17 protein-coding genes and 1 pseudogene are annotated in these 16,820 nt (G+C 69.9%); 13 read left to right on the top strand and 5 right to left on the bottom strand.

The window, feature by feature from the left end; genetic code table 11:
• From QZ772_RS19180 to QZ772_RS19150, 7 genes and pseudogenes are all read left to right on the top strand, one after another.
• Positions 1-128, top strand: a pseudogene (locus QZ772_RS19180) (ABC transporter permease); the annotation flags it as partial.
• A gap of 58 nt (positions 129-186) precedes the next feature.
• Positions 187-1,182: an ABC transporter ATP-binding protein gene (locus QZ772_RS19175; protein WP_295529556.1), complete on the top strand. Its 996-nt coding sequence runs from the start codon at positions 187-189 to the stop codon at positions 1,180-1,182.
• Between the two features lie 73 nt (positions 1,183-1,255).
• On the top strand, positions 1,256-2,074 hold the full coding sequence (locus tag QZ772_RS19170) for an ATP-binding cassette domain-containing protein (protein ID WP_295529554.1): 819 nt from the start codon (positions 1,256-1,258) through the stop codon (positions 2,072-2,074).
• A 94-nt stretch (positions 2,075-2,168) separates the two neighbouring features.
• Positions 2,169-3,659, top strand: a complete 1,491-nt coding sequence (locus QZ772_RS19165; protein ID WP_295529552.1) for an ABC transporter substrate-binding protein — start codon at positions 2,169-2,171, stop codon at positions 3,657-3,659.
• A 36-nt stretch (positions 3,660-3,695) separates the two neighbouring features.
• Entirely contained in the window at positions 3,696-5,051 is a 1,356-nt protein-coding gene (locus QZ772_RS19160) for a tetratricopeptide repeat protein (RefSeq protein WP_295529550.1), read from the top strand.
• Positions 5,052-5,054: 3 nt separating this feature from the next.
• A complete protein-coding gene (locus QZ772_RS19155; RefSeq protein ID WP_295529547.1) occupies positions 5,055-5,759 on the top strand; it encodes a phosphoribosyltransferase in 705 nt (234 codons plus the stop codon).
• 22 nt (positions 5,760-5,781) lie between these two features.
• Complete coding sequence (locus QZ772_RS19150) at positions 5,782-6,033, top strand: oxidoreductase-like domain-containing protein (protein WP_295529545.1); 252 nt, start codon at positions 5,782-5,784, stop codon at positions 6,031-6,033.
• On the opposite strand, the gene QZ772_RS19145 is transcribed toward QZ772_RS19150, so the two are convergent.
• Positions 6,021-7,205 carry a M20 aminoacylase family protein gene (locus QZ772_RS19145; RefSeq protein ID WP_295529543.1) on the bottom strand — a complete coding sequence of 395 codons (1,185 nt, stop codon included), beginning with the start codon at positions 7,203-7,205 and terminating at the stop codon, positions 6,021-6,023. The two genes, QZ772_RS19150 and QZ772_RS19145, sit on opposite strands and share 13 nt — an antisense overlap.
• Positions 7,206-7,405: 200 nt before the next feature.
• On the opposite strand from QZ772_RS19145, the gene QZ772_RS19140 reads away from it, so the two are divergent.
• From QZ772_RS19140 to QZ772_RS19120, 5 genes are read left to right on the top strand one after another with little or no spacing between them, the layout of a single operon-like run.
• Complete coding sequence (locus tag QZ772_RS19140) at positions 7,406-9,001, top strand: ABC transporter substrate-binding protein (protein ID WP_295529541.1); 1,596 nt, start codon at positions 7,406-7,408, stop codon at positions 8,999-9,001.
• Between the two features lie 18 nt (positions 9,002-9,019).
• Positions 9,020-9,985, top strand: a complete 966-nt coding sequence (locus QZ772_RS19135; RefSeq protein ID WP_295529538.1) for an ABC transporter permease — start codon at positions 9,020-9,022, stop codon at positions 9,983-9,985.
• Between the two features lie 25 nt (positions 9,986-10,010).
• Positions 10,011-10,910 (top strand): ABC transporter permease, encoded by a 900-nt coding sequence (locus QZ772_RS19130; RefSeq protein WP_295529536.1) that lies wholly within the window; start codon positions 10,011-10,013, stop codon positions 10,908-10,910.
• The gene (locus QZ772_RS19125) at positions 10,907-11,971 is read left to right on the top strand and encodes an ABC transporter ATP-binding protein (RefSeq protein WP_295529534.1); all 1,065 of its coding nucleotides are present in this window, start codon (positions 10,907-10,909) and stop codon (positions 11,969-11,971) included. Before QZ772_RS19130 ends, QZ772_RS19125 begins: the two co-directional genes overlap by 4 nt.
• The gene (locus QZ772_RS19120; RefSeq protein ID WP_295529531.1) at positions 11,968-12,855 is read left to right on the top strand and encodes an ATP-binding cassette domain-containing protein; all 888 of its coding nucleotides are present in this window, start codon (positions 11,968-11,970) and stop codon (positions 12,853-12,855) included. The genes QZ772_RS19125 and QZ772_RS19120 overlap by 4 nt, the downstream gene beginning before the upstream one ends.
• A gap of 63 nt (positions 12,856-12,918) precedes the next feature.
• Here the strand turns inward: QZ772_RS19120 and add are convergent, their stop codons facing one another.
• The 4 genes from add to QZ772_RS19100 form a co-directional block, all read right to left on the bottom strand.
• Positions 12,919-13,962 carry an adenosine deaminase gene (gene add / locus QZ772_RS19115; RefSeq protein WP_295529529.1) on the bottom strand — a complete coding sequence of 348 codons (1,044 nt, stop codon included), beginning with the start codon at positions 13,960-13,962 and terminating at the stop codon, positions 12,919-12,921.
• A 70-nt stretch (positions 13,963-14,032) separates the two neighbouring features.
• Positions 14,033-14,965, bottom strand: coding sequence for a nucleoside hydrolase (locus QZ772_RS19110; protein WP_295529527.1), 933 nt, complete (start codon positions 14,963-14,965; stop codon positions 14,033-14,035).
• A gap of 8 nt (positions 14,966-14,973) precedes the next feature.
• Positions 14,974-15,642 (bottom strand): histidine phosphatase family protein, encoded by a 669-nt coding sequence (locus QZ772_RS19105; protein WP_295529525.1) that lies wholly within the window; start codon positions 15,640-15,642, stop codon positions 14,974-14,976.
• Between the two features lie 36 nt (positions 15,643-15,678).
• On the bottom strand, positions 15,679-16,293 hold the full coding sequence (locus QZ772_RS19100; protein ID WP_295529523.1) for a Yip1 family protein: 615 nt from the start codon (positions 16,291-16,293) through the stop codon (positions 15,679-15,681).
• A gap of 120 nt (positions 16,294-16,413) precedes the next feature.
• Between QZ772_RS19100 and QZ772_RS19095 the strand changes: the two genes are divergently transcribed.
• On the top strand, positions 16,414-16,820 hold a 407-nt coding region (locus QZ772_RS19095; RefSeq protein WP_295529521.1), incomplete at its 3' end, for an alpha/beta fold hydrolase.

Below are 16,820 nucleotides of genomic sequence, written 5' to 3'. Positions count from 1 at the left end.
TGATGTTCCAGCAGCCGCTCCTGGCCGTATGGCCCGGCGCGGCCATCGCCATGGCGGTGCTCGGTTTGAACCTGATGGGCGATGGTCTGCGCGACCTGCTCGATCCCCGCCTGGCTCGCGCACGATGAACCGCATTCCCTCTGCCTTCCCTTACGTGCCCGGCCCGCACCGGGCAACGCGCTGACCATGGCCCTGCTCGACGTCAACGACCTGCACATCGGCCTGCAGACCCACCGCGGCCCGGCCGAGGCGGTGCGCGGCATTTCCTTTTCGCTGGAGCGCGGCGAGACGCTCGGCATCGTCGGCGAATCCGGCTGCGGCAAGTCCATCACCGTGATGGCGCTGATGGGCCTGCTGCCCAGCACCGCGCGCGTCACCGGCAGCATCCGCTTCGACGGCCGGGAACTGGTGGGCCTGCCCGAGAAGGCGCTGTGCGGCATCCGGGGCAACCGCATCGGCATGGTGTTCCAGGAGCCGATGACCGCGCTGAACCCGGTGCACACCATCGCTCGTCAGGTGGGCGAGCCGCTGCGGCTGCACCGCGGCCTGTCGAAGGCCGAGGCGCGCAAGGAGGTGCTGGCCCTGCTCGACCGCGTGGGCATTCCCGATGCGGCCTCGCGGCTGGACGCCTATCCGCACCAGTTCTCCGGCGGCCAGCGCCAGCGCATCGGCATCGCCATGGCGCTGGCCTGCGGGCCCGACCTGCTGATCGCCGACGAACCGACGACGGCGCTGGACGTGACCATCCAGAAGCAGATCCTCGACCTGATCCAGGACCTGGTGAAGGAGCGCGGCATGGGCCTGATCCTGATCTCGCACGACCTGGGCGTGATCGCCAACAACGTGCAGCGCATGCTGGTGATGTACGGCGGCAGCGTGGTCGAGAGCGGGCCGACGGCCTCGGTGTTCGCGGCCAAGGCGCATCCCTACACCCAGGGGCTGTTCGCAGCCCGGCCGGTGCTGGGCGCGCCGCGCGGAGGCCGGCTGGCCACGATCCGCGGCAGCGTGCCGGAACTGGTCGATCTGCCGCCAGGCTGCCCTTTCGCGGGCCGCTGCGCCTTCACCGAGGACTACTGCCACACCACGCCCGTGCTGCCGACGCAGCTGCCGGGCGACCATGCCGTGCGCTGCCTGCGGCTGGACGCCGTCGCCGCGACCGCGGCAGAAGGAGCCACGGCATGAGCGCCGCTCGAGCCCATGCCGCGCGCGCAGCCGCCGCCATGCGCGGCGCTTCCCTCCTTTCCAGGGCTTTCCGATGAGCACCCCGCCCCTGCTGAAGGTCACCGACCTGATTCGCCACTACGCGCTGCCGCGCGAGAAGCTCTTTTCTCCGCCGCCCACCGTCAAGGCCCTCAACGGCGTCAGCTTCGAGGTGCAGGCCGGCCACAGCCTGGGCATCGTGGGGGAATCCGGCTCGGGCAAGTCCACCATCGCCCGGCTGGTGATGGCGCTGGACAAGCCCACGTCCGGCCGCATCGAATTGCTGGGCCGCGACCTGAACCAGCTATCGGCCGCCGAGCTGCGCACCGCGCGCCGCGATTTCCAGATGGTGTTCCAGGATCCGTACGGCTCGCTCGACCCGCGCCAGACCGTGGGCCGCATCGTGGCCGAGCCGCTGGACGCGCTGGCCAATGCCTCACGCGCCGAGCAGCGCGAGCGCGCGGCCGAATCGCTGGCCGCCGTAGGCCTGCGCAGCACCGACATCGACAAGTACCCACACGAGTTCTCGGGCGGCCAGCGCCAGCGCATCGCCATCGCGCGCGCCCTCATCACCAGGCCCAAGCTCATCGTGGCCGACGAGCCGGTGAGCGCGCTGGACGTGTCGGTGCAGGCCCAGGTGCTCAACCTCATGCAGGACCTGCAGCAGCAGTTCGGCGTGAGCTACCTGCTCATCAGCCACGATCTGGCCGTCGTCAACCACCTGTGCGACGACGTCTGCGTGGTGCTCAAGGGCCGCATCGTCGAGCAGGGGCCGCCCGAGCGGCTGTTCCGCGAGGCGGAGCATCCCTACACCCGCAGCCTGCTCGAAGCCGTTCAGCACGCGCCCTCCGGCGACGTGCTGCACGCGGCCTGAAAGCCGCTCCAGAGTTGGGCCACAATGGCCCGCGCCGAGGGGCCGCCGGCCGCTCGTGAACCGTTTCCGTCAGCCTTTTCGGAGATCTCACCTCATGTTGAATCGTCGCACCCTCCTGGTCACCGGCAGCGCCTCCGTCGCGCTGGCCAGCCCCCTCGCCTCGCTGGCCCAGAGCCGCAAGGACACCATGGTGCTGGGCATGACGCTGGAGCCGCCGGGCCTGGACCCGACCGCCGGCGCCGCCTCCGCCATCGGCGAGGTCGTGCTCTACAACATCCTTGAGACGCTCACCAAGATCAATGCCGACGGCAGCGTCTCGCCGCTGCTGGCCGAGAGCTGGGAAGTCTCGCCCGACCTGAAGACCTACACATTCAAGCTGCGCCGCGGCGTCAAGTTCAGCAATGGCGAGCCCTTCAATGCGCAGACCGTCAAGTTCGCCTTCGACCGCGCCGGCGGCGAGAAGAGCACCAACAAGGACAAGCGCACCTTCGCCAACATCAGCACGCAGGCGGTGGACGAGTACACCGTGGTGCTGATCAACAAGGAGATCGACCCCGACCTGCCCTTCGTGCTTGGCCAGGCCACGGCCGTGATCGTCGAGCCCAAGAGCGCCGACGGCAACGCCGCCAAGCCCGTGGGCACCGGCCCCTACAAGCTGGACGCCTGGGCCAAGGGCTCCACGCTGACGCTAAGCAAGTGGGAGGGCTTCCGCGACCCGAAGCTGGCCAAGCTCAACAAGATCGTCTTCCGCTTCATCTCCGACCCGGCGGCGCAGGCCGCCTCGCTGATGGCCGGCGATGTGGACGCCTTCCCGCGCATCGCCACGCGCGTGGTGCCGCAGTTCAAGGCCAATCCGCAGTTCCAGGTGATCCTCGGCGGCTCGCGCGCCAAGACCATCGTCGCCATCAACAGCAAGAAGAAGCCACTGGACGACGTGCGCGTGCGCCGCGCCATCCTGGCAGCCATCGACCGCAAGGCCTTCATCGACGGCGCGGCCGACGGCTTCGGCACGCCCATCGGGAGCCACTATGTGCCCGGCGCGCCCGGCTACGTGGACACCACCGGCATCAACCCCTACGACCCCGAGAAGGCCAAGAAGCTGCTGGCCGAAGCCGGCGTCAAGCTGCCGCTGGAACTCACCATGACGCTCCCGCCCCCGCCCTATGCCCGCCAGGGCGGCGAGGTGATCGTGGCGCAACTGGCCAAGGTCGGCATCACCGTGAAGACGCAGAACGTCGAATGGGCCCAGTGGCTGAGCCAGACCTACGGCGGTGGCCACAACTACGACCTGTCCATCATTTCGCACGTCGAGCCCTTCGACCTGGGCAACTATTCCAAGCCCGACTACTACTGGGGCTACGACAACAAGGCCTTCACCCAGCTCTACGACAAGATCAAGACCACGGGCGACGCCAAGGAGCGCAACAAGCTGCTGGGCGACGCGCAGAAGCTGCTGGCCCAGGACGCGGCCAACGGCTTCATGTACCAGCCGCAGTTCCCAGTGATCGCCAAGAAGAGCGTCAAGGGCCTGTGGACGCAGATGCCCATCTTCTGCAACGACCTGGCCGCGCTGCACTGGGGCTGATGCCCGGTTGAATAGAGGCGGCGGCAGAATGGATGCATGCCCGCCGCCTCCCACTTGCCCGCCGATCCGTTCGGCAACTCGATCAGCGTCAGCGACACCACCAGCCAACGGCTGATCGACGACTTCGCCTCTGGCTTCCTGGCCTGCGAATCCACAGCGGCCAAGCTGGTCACCGAAGGCCACGACGACGACGCCCCGCTCTTCCAGGCCTATGCCGCCGCGCTTCAGATGTTCGCGGAGACAGGCGATGCGCCCGCCGCCGCCCGGCCCCATATCGACCGCGCACGGGCCGGTGCCGCCAGCGTCACGGAACGCGAACGGCGCTTCATCGAGGCCGTCGCCGCCTGGGTCGAGGGCGACATGCGCCGCGCGATACAACTGCATGAGGAACAGGCCCGCGAGTTTCCGCGCGACCTGGTCTCCGTCAAGCTGGGCCAATACCACTGCTTCAATCTCGGCGACTGCGCCGGCATGCTGCGCCTGGGCCTGGCCGCCCTGCCCCATGCGGCCGACGTGCCGCAGGTGCATGGCATGGTGGCCTTCGGCTTCGAACAATGCCACCGGCTGCGCGAGGCCGAGGCCAGTGCCCGCCGCGCCATCGCGATGCAGCGCAAGGAGCCCTGGGCCCACCATGCGCTGGCGCACGTCATGCTCACCGAGGGCCGGCTGCACGAGGGCCTGGCCTTCATGGAGGACGTGAGCGAGACCTGGACGGGCCTGAACTCCTTCATGGTCACGCACAACTGGTGGCACCTGGCGCTGTTCCTCATCGACCTGGACCGTGCGGACGAGGCGCTGGCGGTGCACGACCGGCATTGCTGGGGAGTGGCCAAGGCCTATTCGCAGGACCAGATCGGCGCCGTATCCCTGCTCGCGCGACTGGAGCTGGCGGGCCAGGACGTGGGCGAGCGCTGGACCGAACTGGGCGGCTACCTGGCCCAGCACACGCAGGACCAGGTGCTGCCCTTCCTGGACCTGCAATACCTCTACGGCCTGGCCCGCGCCGGCCGGCCCGAGACCGATGCCCTGCTGGCCCGAATCGAGGCCTTTGCGCCCCAGGCGCCCGAAGCCAGTCGTCATGCGTGGCAGAAGGTGTGCGTGCCCGCGGCCCATGGCCTGGTGGCCCATGCGCGCGGCGAGTTCAAGAAGGCCGCAGAGGCATTGGGCACCGCGCTGCCCCGCATGATCGAGATCGGCGGCAGCCATGCGCAGCGGGACCTCTTCGGCCAGATCCAAGTCGACGCGCTCGTGCGCAGCGGCGAAGGCCGCCATCTGGCGCAGGCGCTGGACGTGGTGCAGCCGCAGCGCAACGGCCAACCGGAATCGCTGCGGCTGGCTCGGCTCGCCGATACGATCCACGCCGGCCTGGGGTTGCCGCAGGAGCCACGCTGATCCATGACCACGTCCGTCCCGCATTTCACCGAACCCACCACCCATTACTGGCAGCATCTGCTACCGGCAGACGCAGCACCGCTGCTCACGCCGCCCTGGCGACACGGCGTGCCCGCCACGCTGCCCGACGGCCGCGTGCTGATGCTGCCCATCCGCCAGATGGCCGAGGATCCGGGCCTCGCGGTCGCATCCTTCCTGTGCAACCAGGCATCGCTCGAAGTGGTCGACGAGCTCGGGCGCCTGCTCGCCGAGCGCCTGGCGCCCATCGCGCCCGAGGTGGTCATCGGCCTGCCCACGCTGGGCCTGACCTTCGCCCCGCTGGTCGCACGGCACCTGGGCCACGCGCGCTACGTGCCGCTGGGCTATTCGCGCAAGTTCTGGTACGACGAGACGCTGTCGGGCGCGGTGCAGTCCATCACCACGCCCACGCCGGGCAAGCGCGTCTACCTCGACCCGCACCTGCTTCCGCTGGTGCAGGGCATGCGCGCCGTGTTGGTGGACGATGCCGTGAGCAGCGGCCGCACGCTGCTCGCACCGTGGACCATGCTGGAGTCCATCGGCGTCGAAGTGGCGGCCGTGGGCGTGGCGATGCGGCAGGGCCAGCGCTGGCGAGACACGCTGGGGCCGGAGCGCGCTGCACGCGTCATCGGCGTCTTCGAAAGCCCGCTGCTGCGCGCGACCGGCGACGGCTGGGTGCCGCGGGACTGAGCCGCATCAGCAGCCTCGTCGCATGAGCACCGTCACACCACACGCGCCGGCTTCTCTGCCCCAGGTCCGCGCCCTGTTCACCCAGTGGCTGGCGCGGGCCGCGGAGGCTGGCGTCGCGCTGCGGGCGCCACCGCCCGAGCCCACCACCTGCTGCGGCCGCGGCTGCAACGGCTGCGTGTGGGACGGCTTCTATGCCGCCGCCGACTGGTGGATGGAGGATGCGCAGGAGGCCCTGACTCCGGCTAAGGCCGCGACAGAGACTCAGCGCAGATAGGCCTGCACCAGCGACACCCAGTAGCTCGCCGTGCTCGGCAGGATCTCGTCGTTGAAGTCGTAGCCGGTGTTGTGGACCATGCAGCCCGGCCCGTTGCCCGGCGTGCCGTCGCCGTTGCCCACGATGAAGTAGCAGCCCGGCACCGCGTTGAGCATGAAGGCGAAGTCGTCGCTGGCCTGCAGCGGCGCCATGTTCTCGATCAGCGCGCGCTCGCCCATCGTCTGCAATGCCACCTCGCGGGCGAAGGCGGCGGCCCCGGCGTCGTTGACGCAGGGCGGCATCTTCCACTGATAGTCGACCTTGGCGGTGGCGCCGTGCACCGCCGCCTGTGCGGACGCCATGGCCGTGATGCGATCACGCAGAAGCGCCCGCACCTCGGGCCGCCGCGCGCGGATGGTGAGCTTGAGCTCGGCCGTGTTAGGAATCACGTTGGGTGCCTGCCCGGCATGCATCGAGCCGACGGTGACCACCGCCATGTCGTTCGGGTCCACCTCGCGCGAGACCAGCGTCTGCAGCGCCAGGATGAGGTGCGCCGCCACCACCACCGGGTCCACCGTCGTGTGCGGCATGGCGCCATGGCCGCCCTTGCCTTCGACGGTGATCACCGCCGTGTCGGACGAGCTGTAGATCGGCCCCGCGAGGAAGCCGAAGCGCCCCGCCGGAAAGCCGGGCTCGTTGTGGTACGCGTAGACGGCATCGCAGGGAAAGCGTTCGAACAGGCCTTCCTCGACCATGCGCTTGGCGCCCATCAGACCTTCCTCGGCGGGCTGGAAGATGAGGTTGAGCGTGCCATTGAAGGCTCGGCTCGCGGCCAGCACCTGCGCTGCCGCCAGCAGCGTGGCGGTGTGGCCATCGTGGCCGCAGGCGTGCATGCGGCCGGGCTGTCGGCTGGCCCAGGGCAGGCCGGTGGTCTCGGTCATGGGCAGCGCATCCATGTCGGCGCGCAACCCGAGGCGCTTGCCGCCCGTGCCGACCGTCAGCGTGCCCACCACGCCGGTGCCGCCCAGCCCGCGGTGCACGGTGTAGCCCCATCGGGCCAGACGCTCGGCCACCAGCGCGCTGGTCTGCTCTTCCTCGTAGCCCAGCTCGGGATTGGCATGGATCTGCCGGCGCAGGCCGACCATGTCGTCGAGGTGGGCGGCGATGCCGGGATGGATGGGAACGTCGATCATGCGAAGGGGCTTGCAGTGGCCATGCCAGTCGCCGGCCGGCTGGGGCCGGTCGGCGAAAGCTGCGCATTCTGCGCCTCCGGGCAGGCATTCACGCCAGCATGCGACGGGCGCCTCGGGACGAACCTCTGAACCGGCCCGGAAATTGGCCTCGAACTTGCTATAAACAGTGCCCTTCCGGCCTGCCCAGAATCCACAACACCATGGCTCCCTTCGACCATCTTCCCTCCCTCACCCGCCGCCAGCTCGGACTGGGCGCCATCGCCCTCGCCGGCGGGCTGGCCGCAGGCCCGCGCGCCTGGGCCGCCACCGGCAAGGGCACGGCAGTGCTGGGCATCGATGCCGATCCGCCCACGCTCAACCTGGGCACCACCACCGACTTCGCGGCCGGCGACGTGTCGGCCAAGATCCTCGAGGGCCTGGTCTGGCTGGACCAGCAATACAACCCGCAGCCCTCGCTCGCCACGGCGTGGACCGTGTCGCCCGACGGCAAGACCTACCGCTTCACGCTGCGCAAGGGCGTCAAGTGGCACGACGGCCGCGACTTCAGCAGCGCCGACGTCCGCTTCTCGCTGAACGAAGTCGTCGGCAAGCTGCATCCGCGCGCCGCGCCGGTGTTCAAGAACTTGGGCGTGGAGGTGGAGGCGCCCGACGCCTTCACCGTCGTCATCAGGCTGCAGAAGCCCTATGCGCCCTTCCTGTCGCAGATGACGGTGTTCGACGCACCCATCCTGCCGAAGCACGTCTACGAAAGCGGCAACGTCGGCACCAACCCCGCCAACCAGAAGCCGGTGGGCACGGGCCCTTTCAAGTTCAGCGAATGGAAGCGCGGCTCCACCCTCACGCTGGTGCGCAACGACCAGTACTGGGACACCGGCAAGCCCTACTTGCAGAGCCTGATCTTCCAGGTCATCCCACAGGCGGCCAATCGCGTGCCGGCGCTGCAGACCGGCGAGATCGACGAGCTGCTGGACTTCTACACGCCCAAGCCCGAGGTGCCGCGCATCCTGGCCGACAAGGGCCTGGCCACGCGCCGCGGCGTCAACATCCCGGCCATCTACTTCCTGATGTTCAACACCCAGTCGCCGCTGCTGTCGAAGGTGGAAGCACGGCACGCGCTGGCCTTCGCCATCGACCGGCCGCGGCTGGTCAAGCAGGTGATGAACGGCATCGCGCGGCCCGGTGCCGGCGCCTTCGGCGACGGCTTCAAATGGCTGATGAACGACGACGTCGGCTACGACCGCAAATACCCGCTCAACCCGGCCAAGGCCAAAGCCCTGCTCGACAAGCTGGGCATCAAGCCCGGCACGACCACGCTGCGCATGCCCTTCGACGCCGGCCGCGCGCAGATGCGGGCACAGGCACAGATCATCCAGGACAACCTGCGTCAGATCGGCCTGGAGGTGAAGCTGGAGCCGCTGGAGCGTTCGGTGTACTACGACCGCGTGTTCGCCAAGCGGGACTTCGACATGACGCTGGCTTCGTACTTCTCCGCGGGCGATCCGGCCATCGGCTACACGCGGCTCTACAACACCTACACCGGCACCGCGCCCAACACCAACGCCAGCGGCTATTCCAACCCCAAGGTCGATGCTCTGCTGGCCGAGGCCGCCACCTCGGTCGACCGCGCGCAGCGCGCCCGCGACTACAAGGCGCTGCAGGTGATCCTGAACGAGGACCTGCCCTCGCTGGTCCTGTTCGACGAGGAGACGGTGGACACCGCCTCGAAAAAGCTGAGCGGCGTGTTCCCCGCGCTGGACGCGCGCGACCAGTGGGCCGGCGTGCGCCGCGCCGACTGAGCGCGGCCCGCCAGTCCGATGGGCCGTTTCATCCTCCGACGCCTGTTGCAGGCGGTGCCGCTGCTGCTCGCGGTGGTGGTGCTCAACTTTCTGCTGATCGCCTTCACGCCCGGCGACCCGATCACGCTCTTGGTCGGCGACTTTCCGGCGCCGCCCGAATACCTCGCGCAGATGCGCCGCGACTACGGCCTGGACCAGCCCGTGTGGATGCAGTTGCTGCGCTACCTGGGCAAGGTGCTGCAGGGCGACTTCGGCTTTTCCTTCGCCAACCAGCAGCCGGTGGCGAGCCTGATCCTCGAACGCCTGGGCGCCACGCTGGAGCTCACGCTCACCGCGCTCGGCCTGGCCAGCGTGTTGGGCGTCGCCTTCGGCGTGCTGGCGGCACGCTCACGCGGTGGACCGGCCGACTCGGTGATCCAGGCCGCATCGTCCGCGGGATATGCGGTGCCGGACTTCTGGCTGGGCCAACTGCTGATCCTGGCCTTCGCCATCGGCCTGGGCTGGCTGCCCTCGCAGGGCTACAACCCGGTGCGCGGCGTGGCGCCAGGCTGGGAAGGCTTCGTACAGCACCTGCGCTACCTGCTGCTGCCGGCGCTGGCGCTGTCGATGCGCTACCTGACGCTCATCACGCGGATCACGCGCGCCTCGATGCTGGAGGTGATGAACGCCGACTACATCCTCGCGGCCCGCGCCCGCGGCAGCGCCGAATGGCAGGTGGTGATCGGCCATGCGCTGCGCAACGCGGCGGCGCCGGTGCTCACCGTCATCGGCTACAACCTGGGCTTCGTGCTGGCCGGCTCGGCGCTGATCGAGGCCGTCTTCGCCTGGCCGGGCATCGGCCGGCTGCTCTACGAATCCATCGCCAAGCGTGACTATCCGGTGATGCTGGCCATCCTGCTGATGGTGTCGGTGACGGTGGTGCTGGCCAACCTGCTCACCGACATCCTGCATCGCCTGCTGGACCCTCGGCTGGAAAGAGCATGAGGCAGGGCCTCGACGCTTCAAGACGATGACCTCCTCCTCTACTCCCTCCTTGCCGCTGGCGACCGAGCCCGCGGTGGGCACGGCCTTCCAGCGCGCCGGCTTCTGGCGGCGCCTGCTGCGCCGGCCCGGCAGCCGGCTGGCTCTGGCCTGGCTGGTGCTGCTGCTGGCCACGGCGATCCTCGCGCCCTGGGTGGGCCGCGTCGATCCGCTCTCCGGCGGCGGCGATGCGCTGCTGCCGCCTTTCTCGACCAGCCATTGGCTGGGCACCGACGACCTGGGCCGCGACATCTGGGCGCGGGTGGTGCACGGCTCGCGCATCTCGCTGATCGTGGGCGTGGCCAGCGCCCTGCTGGCGGTGGCCGTGGGCGTCATCGTAGGCGCGCTGGCCGGGTACTTCGGCGGCCTGCTCGATGCGGTGCTGATGCGCACGGCCGAGTTCTTCCAGACCCTGCCGCGTTTCGTGGTAGCGCTGATCGTCATCGCGCTCTATGGCACCAGCGTCGCCAAGATGGTGCTGGTGATCGCGGCGCTGTCGTGGCCGCAACTCGCGCGCGTGGTGCGGGCCTCGGTGGCGAGCCTGCGGCAGTCGCAGTTCGTGGAGGCGGCGCGCGTGGCGGGCATGGGCCACGGCGGCATCATCCTGCGCGAGATCCTGCCCAACGTGGCCGCGCCCATCATCGTGCTCGGCTCGCTGGACATCGCCATGGCCATCCTGATCGAGGCCAGCCTGAGCTTCTTCGGCCTGGGCGACCCCAACCTGGTCTCGTGGGGCACCATGCTCAACGAGGCGCAGCAGTACCTGCGCGACGCCTGGTGGATGTCGGTGTTTCCCGGCTTGGCCATCGCGCTCACCGTGCTGGGCTTCAACCTGATGGGCGACGCCCTGAACGATGCGCTCAATCCGCGCGGGGAGTCGTCTCGATGAATGTCCCATCCTCTCTGGCGACCTCCGTCGACGGTGCGCTGGAAGCGGCCGAACCGCCGCTGCTCGACGTGCGCGGCCTGTCGGTCGACGTGGGCCGCGGTGCGCAGACGCTTCGCGTGGTGCGCGACGTGAGCTTCACCGTGCGGCGTGGCGAGGCGGTGGGGCTCGTCGGCGAGTCCGGCTCGGGCAAGTCGATGACGGCCTTCGCGCTGATGAATCTCTTCCCCTCGCCGCTCGCGCGCGTGGCCGAAGGCGAAGTGCGGCTGCAGGGACACGACCTGCGCGGCCTCGACTCGGAGTCGATGCGGCAGGTGCGCGGCGCGGGCATCGGCATGGTCTTCCAGGACCCGACCAGTTATCTCGACCCGCTGATCCCTGTCGGTCGTCAGATCGCCGAGCCCCTGCGCGCCCATGGACGCACCAATGGTCTCGACGCCCGGGTGCGCGAGCTGATCGATCTGATGGAGCTTCCCCAGCCCGCACAGACCGCGCGCAAGTACCCGCACGAACTCTCCGGCGGACAGCGCCAGCGCATCCTGATCGCCGCGGCGCTGGCGATGCGACCTGCGCTGCTGATCGCCGATGAGCCCACCACCGCGCTGGACGTGACGGTGCAGGCCGGCATCCTGCAGCTGCTGGCGCGGCTGCGGCGCGAGCTGGACCTGGGCATCCTGCTGATCACCCACGACCTGGGCGTGGTGGCCGAGACCTGTCAGCGCGTCAATGTGATGTACGCGGGCGAGATCGTCGAGCAGGAGGCCGTCGGCCAGCTCTTCGCCGCGCCGCGCCACCCTTACACGCAGGGGCTGCTCGGCAGCATCCTCACGCCGCAGTCGCGGGCGCATTCGCTGTTCTCCATACCGGGCGCGGTGCCCATCGCCGGACGCTGGCCGAGCGGGTGCCGCTTTCATCCGCGCTGCCCCATCGCACGGCCCGGGCTCTGCGACGTGCAGCCGCCGGCCTTGCTCGGCAGCGGCCTGGGCGAAGGGGCGGACCGCTGCCACCTGAGCGCCGAGCGCGGCAGTGCCAATGCGTGGCATGCGGCGGAGATCGGCGCATGACGGGCCACACGATGACGCCCGGCGGCCTTGCAGCCTCAACCGGGGCTGAACCCCGGACCTCGACCATTGCCGGGCCGCTGCTCGAGGCCCGCAACGTCGGCCGCAGCTTTGCCCAGCGCGGCACCGGCGGCCTATGGCGCGCACGCCAGACTCAGCTGGCGGTGGACGGCGTGTCCATTCAGATCCATCCCGGCGAGGTGGTGGCGCTGGTCGGCGAAAGCGGCAGCGGCAAGACCACGCTGGGCCGCATGCTGCTCGGCCTGACCGCGCCCAGCAGCGGCCAGGTGCTGTTCCGCGGCGAAGATGTGGCCGGGCTGCGCGGCGAGGCCTGGCAGCGCTTCCGCCGCGAGGTGCAGGTGGTCTTCCAGGACACGGGCGGTTCGCTCAACCCGCGCCACACCATCGGCCAGAGCGTGGCCCTGCCGCTGCGCCACAACCGCGGCCTCGACGCCGCCGCGAGCGCACGCGAGGTCGATGCGCTGCTGGAGCAGGTCGGTCTGCCGCCCGCTCACTTCCGCCACCGGCTGCCGCACGAGCTGTCGGGCGGCCAGCGCCAGCGCGTGGGCATCGCTCGCGCCCTGGCCTCGCAGCCGGCTGTGATCGTGGCGGACGAGCCGGTCTCGGCGCTGGACGTGTCCATCCGCGCGCAGATCCTGCGGCTCATGGCCGAACTGCAGCGCGAACGTGGCCTGGCCTACCTGTTCATCACCCACGACCTTGGTGTGGTGCGCGCGCTGGCCGACCGCGTGCTGGTGATGACCGGCGGCCGCGTGGTCGAAAGCGGCAGCGCCGACGAAGTGCTGGAACGACCGCAGCATGCTTACACCCGGCGGCTGCTGGCGGCGACGCCGGTGCCGGATCCCGCGAGGCAGCGGGCGGACTGATGCGCGGCGGATGACGCCTGGCTTCTGCTTCGGTGGATCGCCTGTTTAAGCGACCGCCGACGCTCAGCCCTGCGCCATCAGCGCATCGCACTCGCGCGCGAACGCCGCGCGCCAATCCCCTCGCGTACTGTCGTCGATCCAGGCCGCATCCAGGCCATTGAGCATGAAGCCGCGCAGGTCTTCGCGCGTGAAGCCGAAGTCGCTCACCATCTTGCGCCAGGCCTGCGTGGGCGTGACCAGGTGCAGCGTCGGGTCATCGGTGTTGGGGTGGATGCGCAGGCCGAGGCCCGGCATGCGGCGGATGGGATGGTCCAGAGCCCAGCGCTCGGGCGGCAGGGTGCGCAGGTAGTAGGAGTTGGTAGGCACCACGGTGAAGACGATGCCGCGGTCTGCACATTCGCGGGCGAAGTCGGGCGCGTCGACGATGGTGTAGCCGTGGTCGATGCGGTCCACCTTGAGCAGTTCGACGGCGGTGCGCACATTCGTCCAGGGCATGCCGAACTCGCCGGCATGGGCGGTGGTCTTGAGGCCGCCTTCGCGCGCCAGCGCATAGGCAGGTGCAAACCATTCGGGTGGGTGGTCTATCTCGCTGTAGTCGATGCCGATGCCCACCACCTCGTCCACGCGGTGCGCCCGCACCCACTCGACCATCTCCACCGCGGCCTCGGGCGAGGCCTCGCGGTCGATGGCGGGGATCAGCCGGCCCACGATGCCGTGGTCAGCCTGGGCGTCATGGATGGCGCGCACGATGGCGGCCAGCGCCTGCGGATAGGCGATGCCCGACTTCTGCGCGGTGCCCGTGGGGTTCCAGAAGAACTCGGCATAGCGCACGGTGTGGGCGGCGGCGTCCTGCAGGTATTCGTAGGTCAGCCGGTGCAGGTCGTCGGGCGAGCGGATGAGTTGCGCGTCGAGCGTGCGCAGGGCCTTGAGCACGCCCACCGGCTTCTCGCCGCGGATGTAGAAGGCGTCGATCTCGGGCTGGGTGATAGCCGCCTTGGCGCGCCGCGCGAGGTCGCTGAAGGTGGCGTGGCGCACGGTGCCCAGCAGGTGGCAGTGCAGTTCCACCTTGGGCAGCGCATGGCAGAAATGGGTGAGCGCGTCGGTCATCGGCGCATCGTAGTGCGCGGCGCCTGAGCCGGCGCGGACCGGGGCGCCCGACCCGCGGCCGGGCTCGGGCTCAGGCTGCAGCGGCGGCCAGCGCGTCCAGCACCACACGGCGTACGCGCGCCTCGTCGGCGATGTGGGCCACGCGCGCATTGGCCACGGCCTTGCGCGGCACGCGCCACTCCACCACCGTCATGCCGCGCGTATGACGGCCCTCGCATTCGGCCACCACGTGGGCGGACCGCCACTGCATGCAGTCCGCATCGACCAGCGCCGCTGCGGCCGTGGGATCGTAGAGCGACATCGGCAGGCGGCCATCGGGGCTGGCGATGCGCAAATAGCCCAGCAGCAGGTCGCCCAGCAACCGCCCGCGCGACGTGCCCATGTCGTGCAGTTGCTGCGCATCGTCGGCATGCACGCGCACCTGGCGGCAGGCGTCCAGGCCCACCATCTCCAGCGGCACGCCGGCATCGAGCACGACGTTGATGGCTTCCGGGTCCACCGCGGCATTGAACTCGGCCGCGGCCGTGTGGTTGCCCGGGCCGGCGCTGCCGCCCATCCAGACCAGCCGGCCGATGCGCGGCGCCAGCGTGGCGTCGCGCTGCAGCAGCGTGGCGATGTTGGTGAGCGGGCCCAGGGCCAGCACCGTGGCCGGCGCGTCGGCCTGCCGCAGCCAGGCGGCCAGGGCGTCGACGGCAGGCAGCGCATCGAGCACCGCACGCGCAGGCGGCAGTTGCTCGCCAGCCGAGGCCATCGCGTCCTCGCCCAGGATGTTCTGCGCCGTGACCAGCGCGCCCACCAGCGGCGCAGAACAGCCCGCATGGATCGGCATGCGCCAGCCGAAGCAGAGCGCCGCGCGCAGGGCGTTGTCCGTCACCACCGGCAGCGGCGCATTGCCGGCCACCAGGGAGAGTCCGTCGATGGTCCAGCCCGGCTGCTGCGCCACCGCGATCACGGCGGCCAGGTCGTCGAAGCCGAGGTCGGTGTCGATCCAGACGTGGTTCATGGGCGGCTTCAGAGCTTCAGATGCCGCCGCTGGTCGTAGCTGGGCTGTGGACCCAGGCCCTCCAGATGGGCCGTCTCGGCCCAACCGACGATGGCCAGCGCCTCGGGCCGGGCCGGGTCGTCGATGCGGATGCGATTGATGCCCGCGTTGGGAATGTCGCTCTGCCGCGGCCCGTCCAGGCCCAGGCCGTGCACCGTGCGCCAGACCATGTCGAGCACGCCGCCGTGCGTGACCACCAGCACTGGCCCGCCCGTGTGCTGCGCGGCGATGTCGGCCAGGGCCCGCATCACCCGGGCATGGAACTGCCGCGTGCTCTCGCCGCCGGGCAGCGACCGGTCGGCCTCGAAGCGCAGCCAGCCGTCCCAGGCTTCGGGATGCTTCTCGCGGATCTCCTCGGCCCGCAGGCCCTCGCCCACGCCGAAGGCCTGCTCACGCAACGTGACCGTGGTGCGCACCGGCAGGCCCAGCTGCTGCGCCGCGGGCGCCGCGGTCTGCTGGGTGCGCAGCAGGTCGCTGCAGACGATGTGCTGCACCGGCTCACGGGCCAGCGCCAGGCCCAGGCGCCGCGCCTGCTCATGGCCGGTGTCGTTGAGGGGAACGTCGATGTGGCCCTGGAAGCGCAACTCGCGGTTCCAGTCGGTTTCGCCATGGCGGATGAGGATCAAGTCGGTGGGCATGCTCCGGCCATTGTCCATGGCCGCCTGCGGCCAACGTCAGGCCACGGTCAAGATGGGGAACAAGGCACCCACCGGCAGCCGGGGCGCCGGCGTGAACACCGACAGCAGTGCGCCCAGCACCACCGACGCCACGATGGCACATAGCGCGAACACCACCGTATAGACCAGCGCCTTCTCGGCAGGGCACTCCATGAGCACCGGCACGCCGATGTAGAAAAGATAGACCGAATAAAGGCCAACCAGAGCCCCCAGCACCGCCAGCGAGGGCAGCAGACTGAAGATGCCGCCCACGAAGCCGGCGGTGCTGGCATAGGCCACCAGCTTGAGGGCCTGGATCGGGCTGCGCTGCCCGCCGAAGCTGGGCGCCAGCGCGTCCACGATCAGCGCCAGCACATAGACCATCACCAGCGACAGCACATAGCTCACGACGGCCTGCACCAGCCCGGTCACGATCGGCAGCCGGAAGCTGACACCAAACGCGCCGGCCCCGATGATCGATAGGCCGATGAAGCCCGCCACGGCCGGGATCGCCGCCAGGATCAACAGGTAGTCGCGGTAGAGCGTCGCGGTGTCGGTGGACTCGGCCGCGATCTCGGGCCAGGTGCGCTTGGGGCGCAGCAGAATGTCCTGCACGCGTTGGACCAGTTTCATGGAAAACGACTCCTCCGTTGGCAACAACGGAAAGTCTAGGCAGCGCCCGACAGCCTGGCTGCTGGCCGTGCAGCCTATGCCGATGGCGCATGGCCGCCACGCCGCTGCAACAATGGACAGATGCCTGCCGACACCCCTGCCCGCCTCGTCTTCCTTCCCGGTCTCGCCTGCGACGAACGCCTGTGGGCGGCGCAGCTGCCCGCCATGCCCGACGCGTTGCGCCCCCGCGTGGCGGATGTCAGCCGACGCCACGGCAGCATCGAGGCGATGGCGCGTGCACTGCTGGACGAAGAAGAGGGGCCGCTGCTGCTGGCCGGCGCCTCCATGGGCGGCATGGTGGCCATGGAAGCCGCCCGCCAGGCACCGGAGCGAGTCGCCGGCCTGGCCCTGCTCGGCACCTCGCCGCTGCCGGAGACGCCAGAGATGCACGCACTGCGCACCGCCGCCATCGAGGAATTCGCCGCCGGCCGTGCCGAGGCGGTGATCCGGGCCAACGTGGCCTTCGCCTTCCATCCGGCGAATGCCGC

The organism is uncultured Pseudacidovorax sp. (genome assembly GCF_913773995.1).
GTDB lineage: Bacteria > Pseudomonadota > Gammaproteobacteria > Burkholderiales > Burkholderiaceae_C > Xenophilus.
Note: the sequence above shows the minus strand (reverse complement) of the source record. Positions and strands in the feature narration are given on the sequence as shown.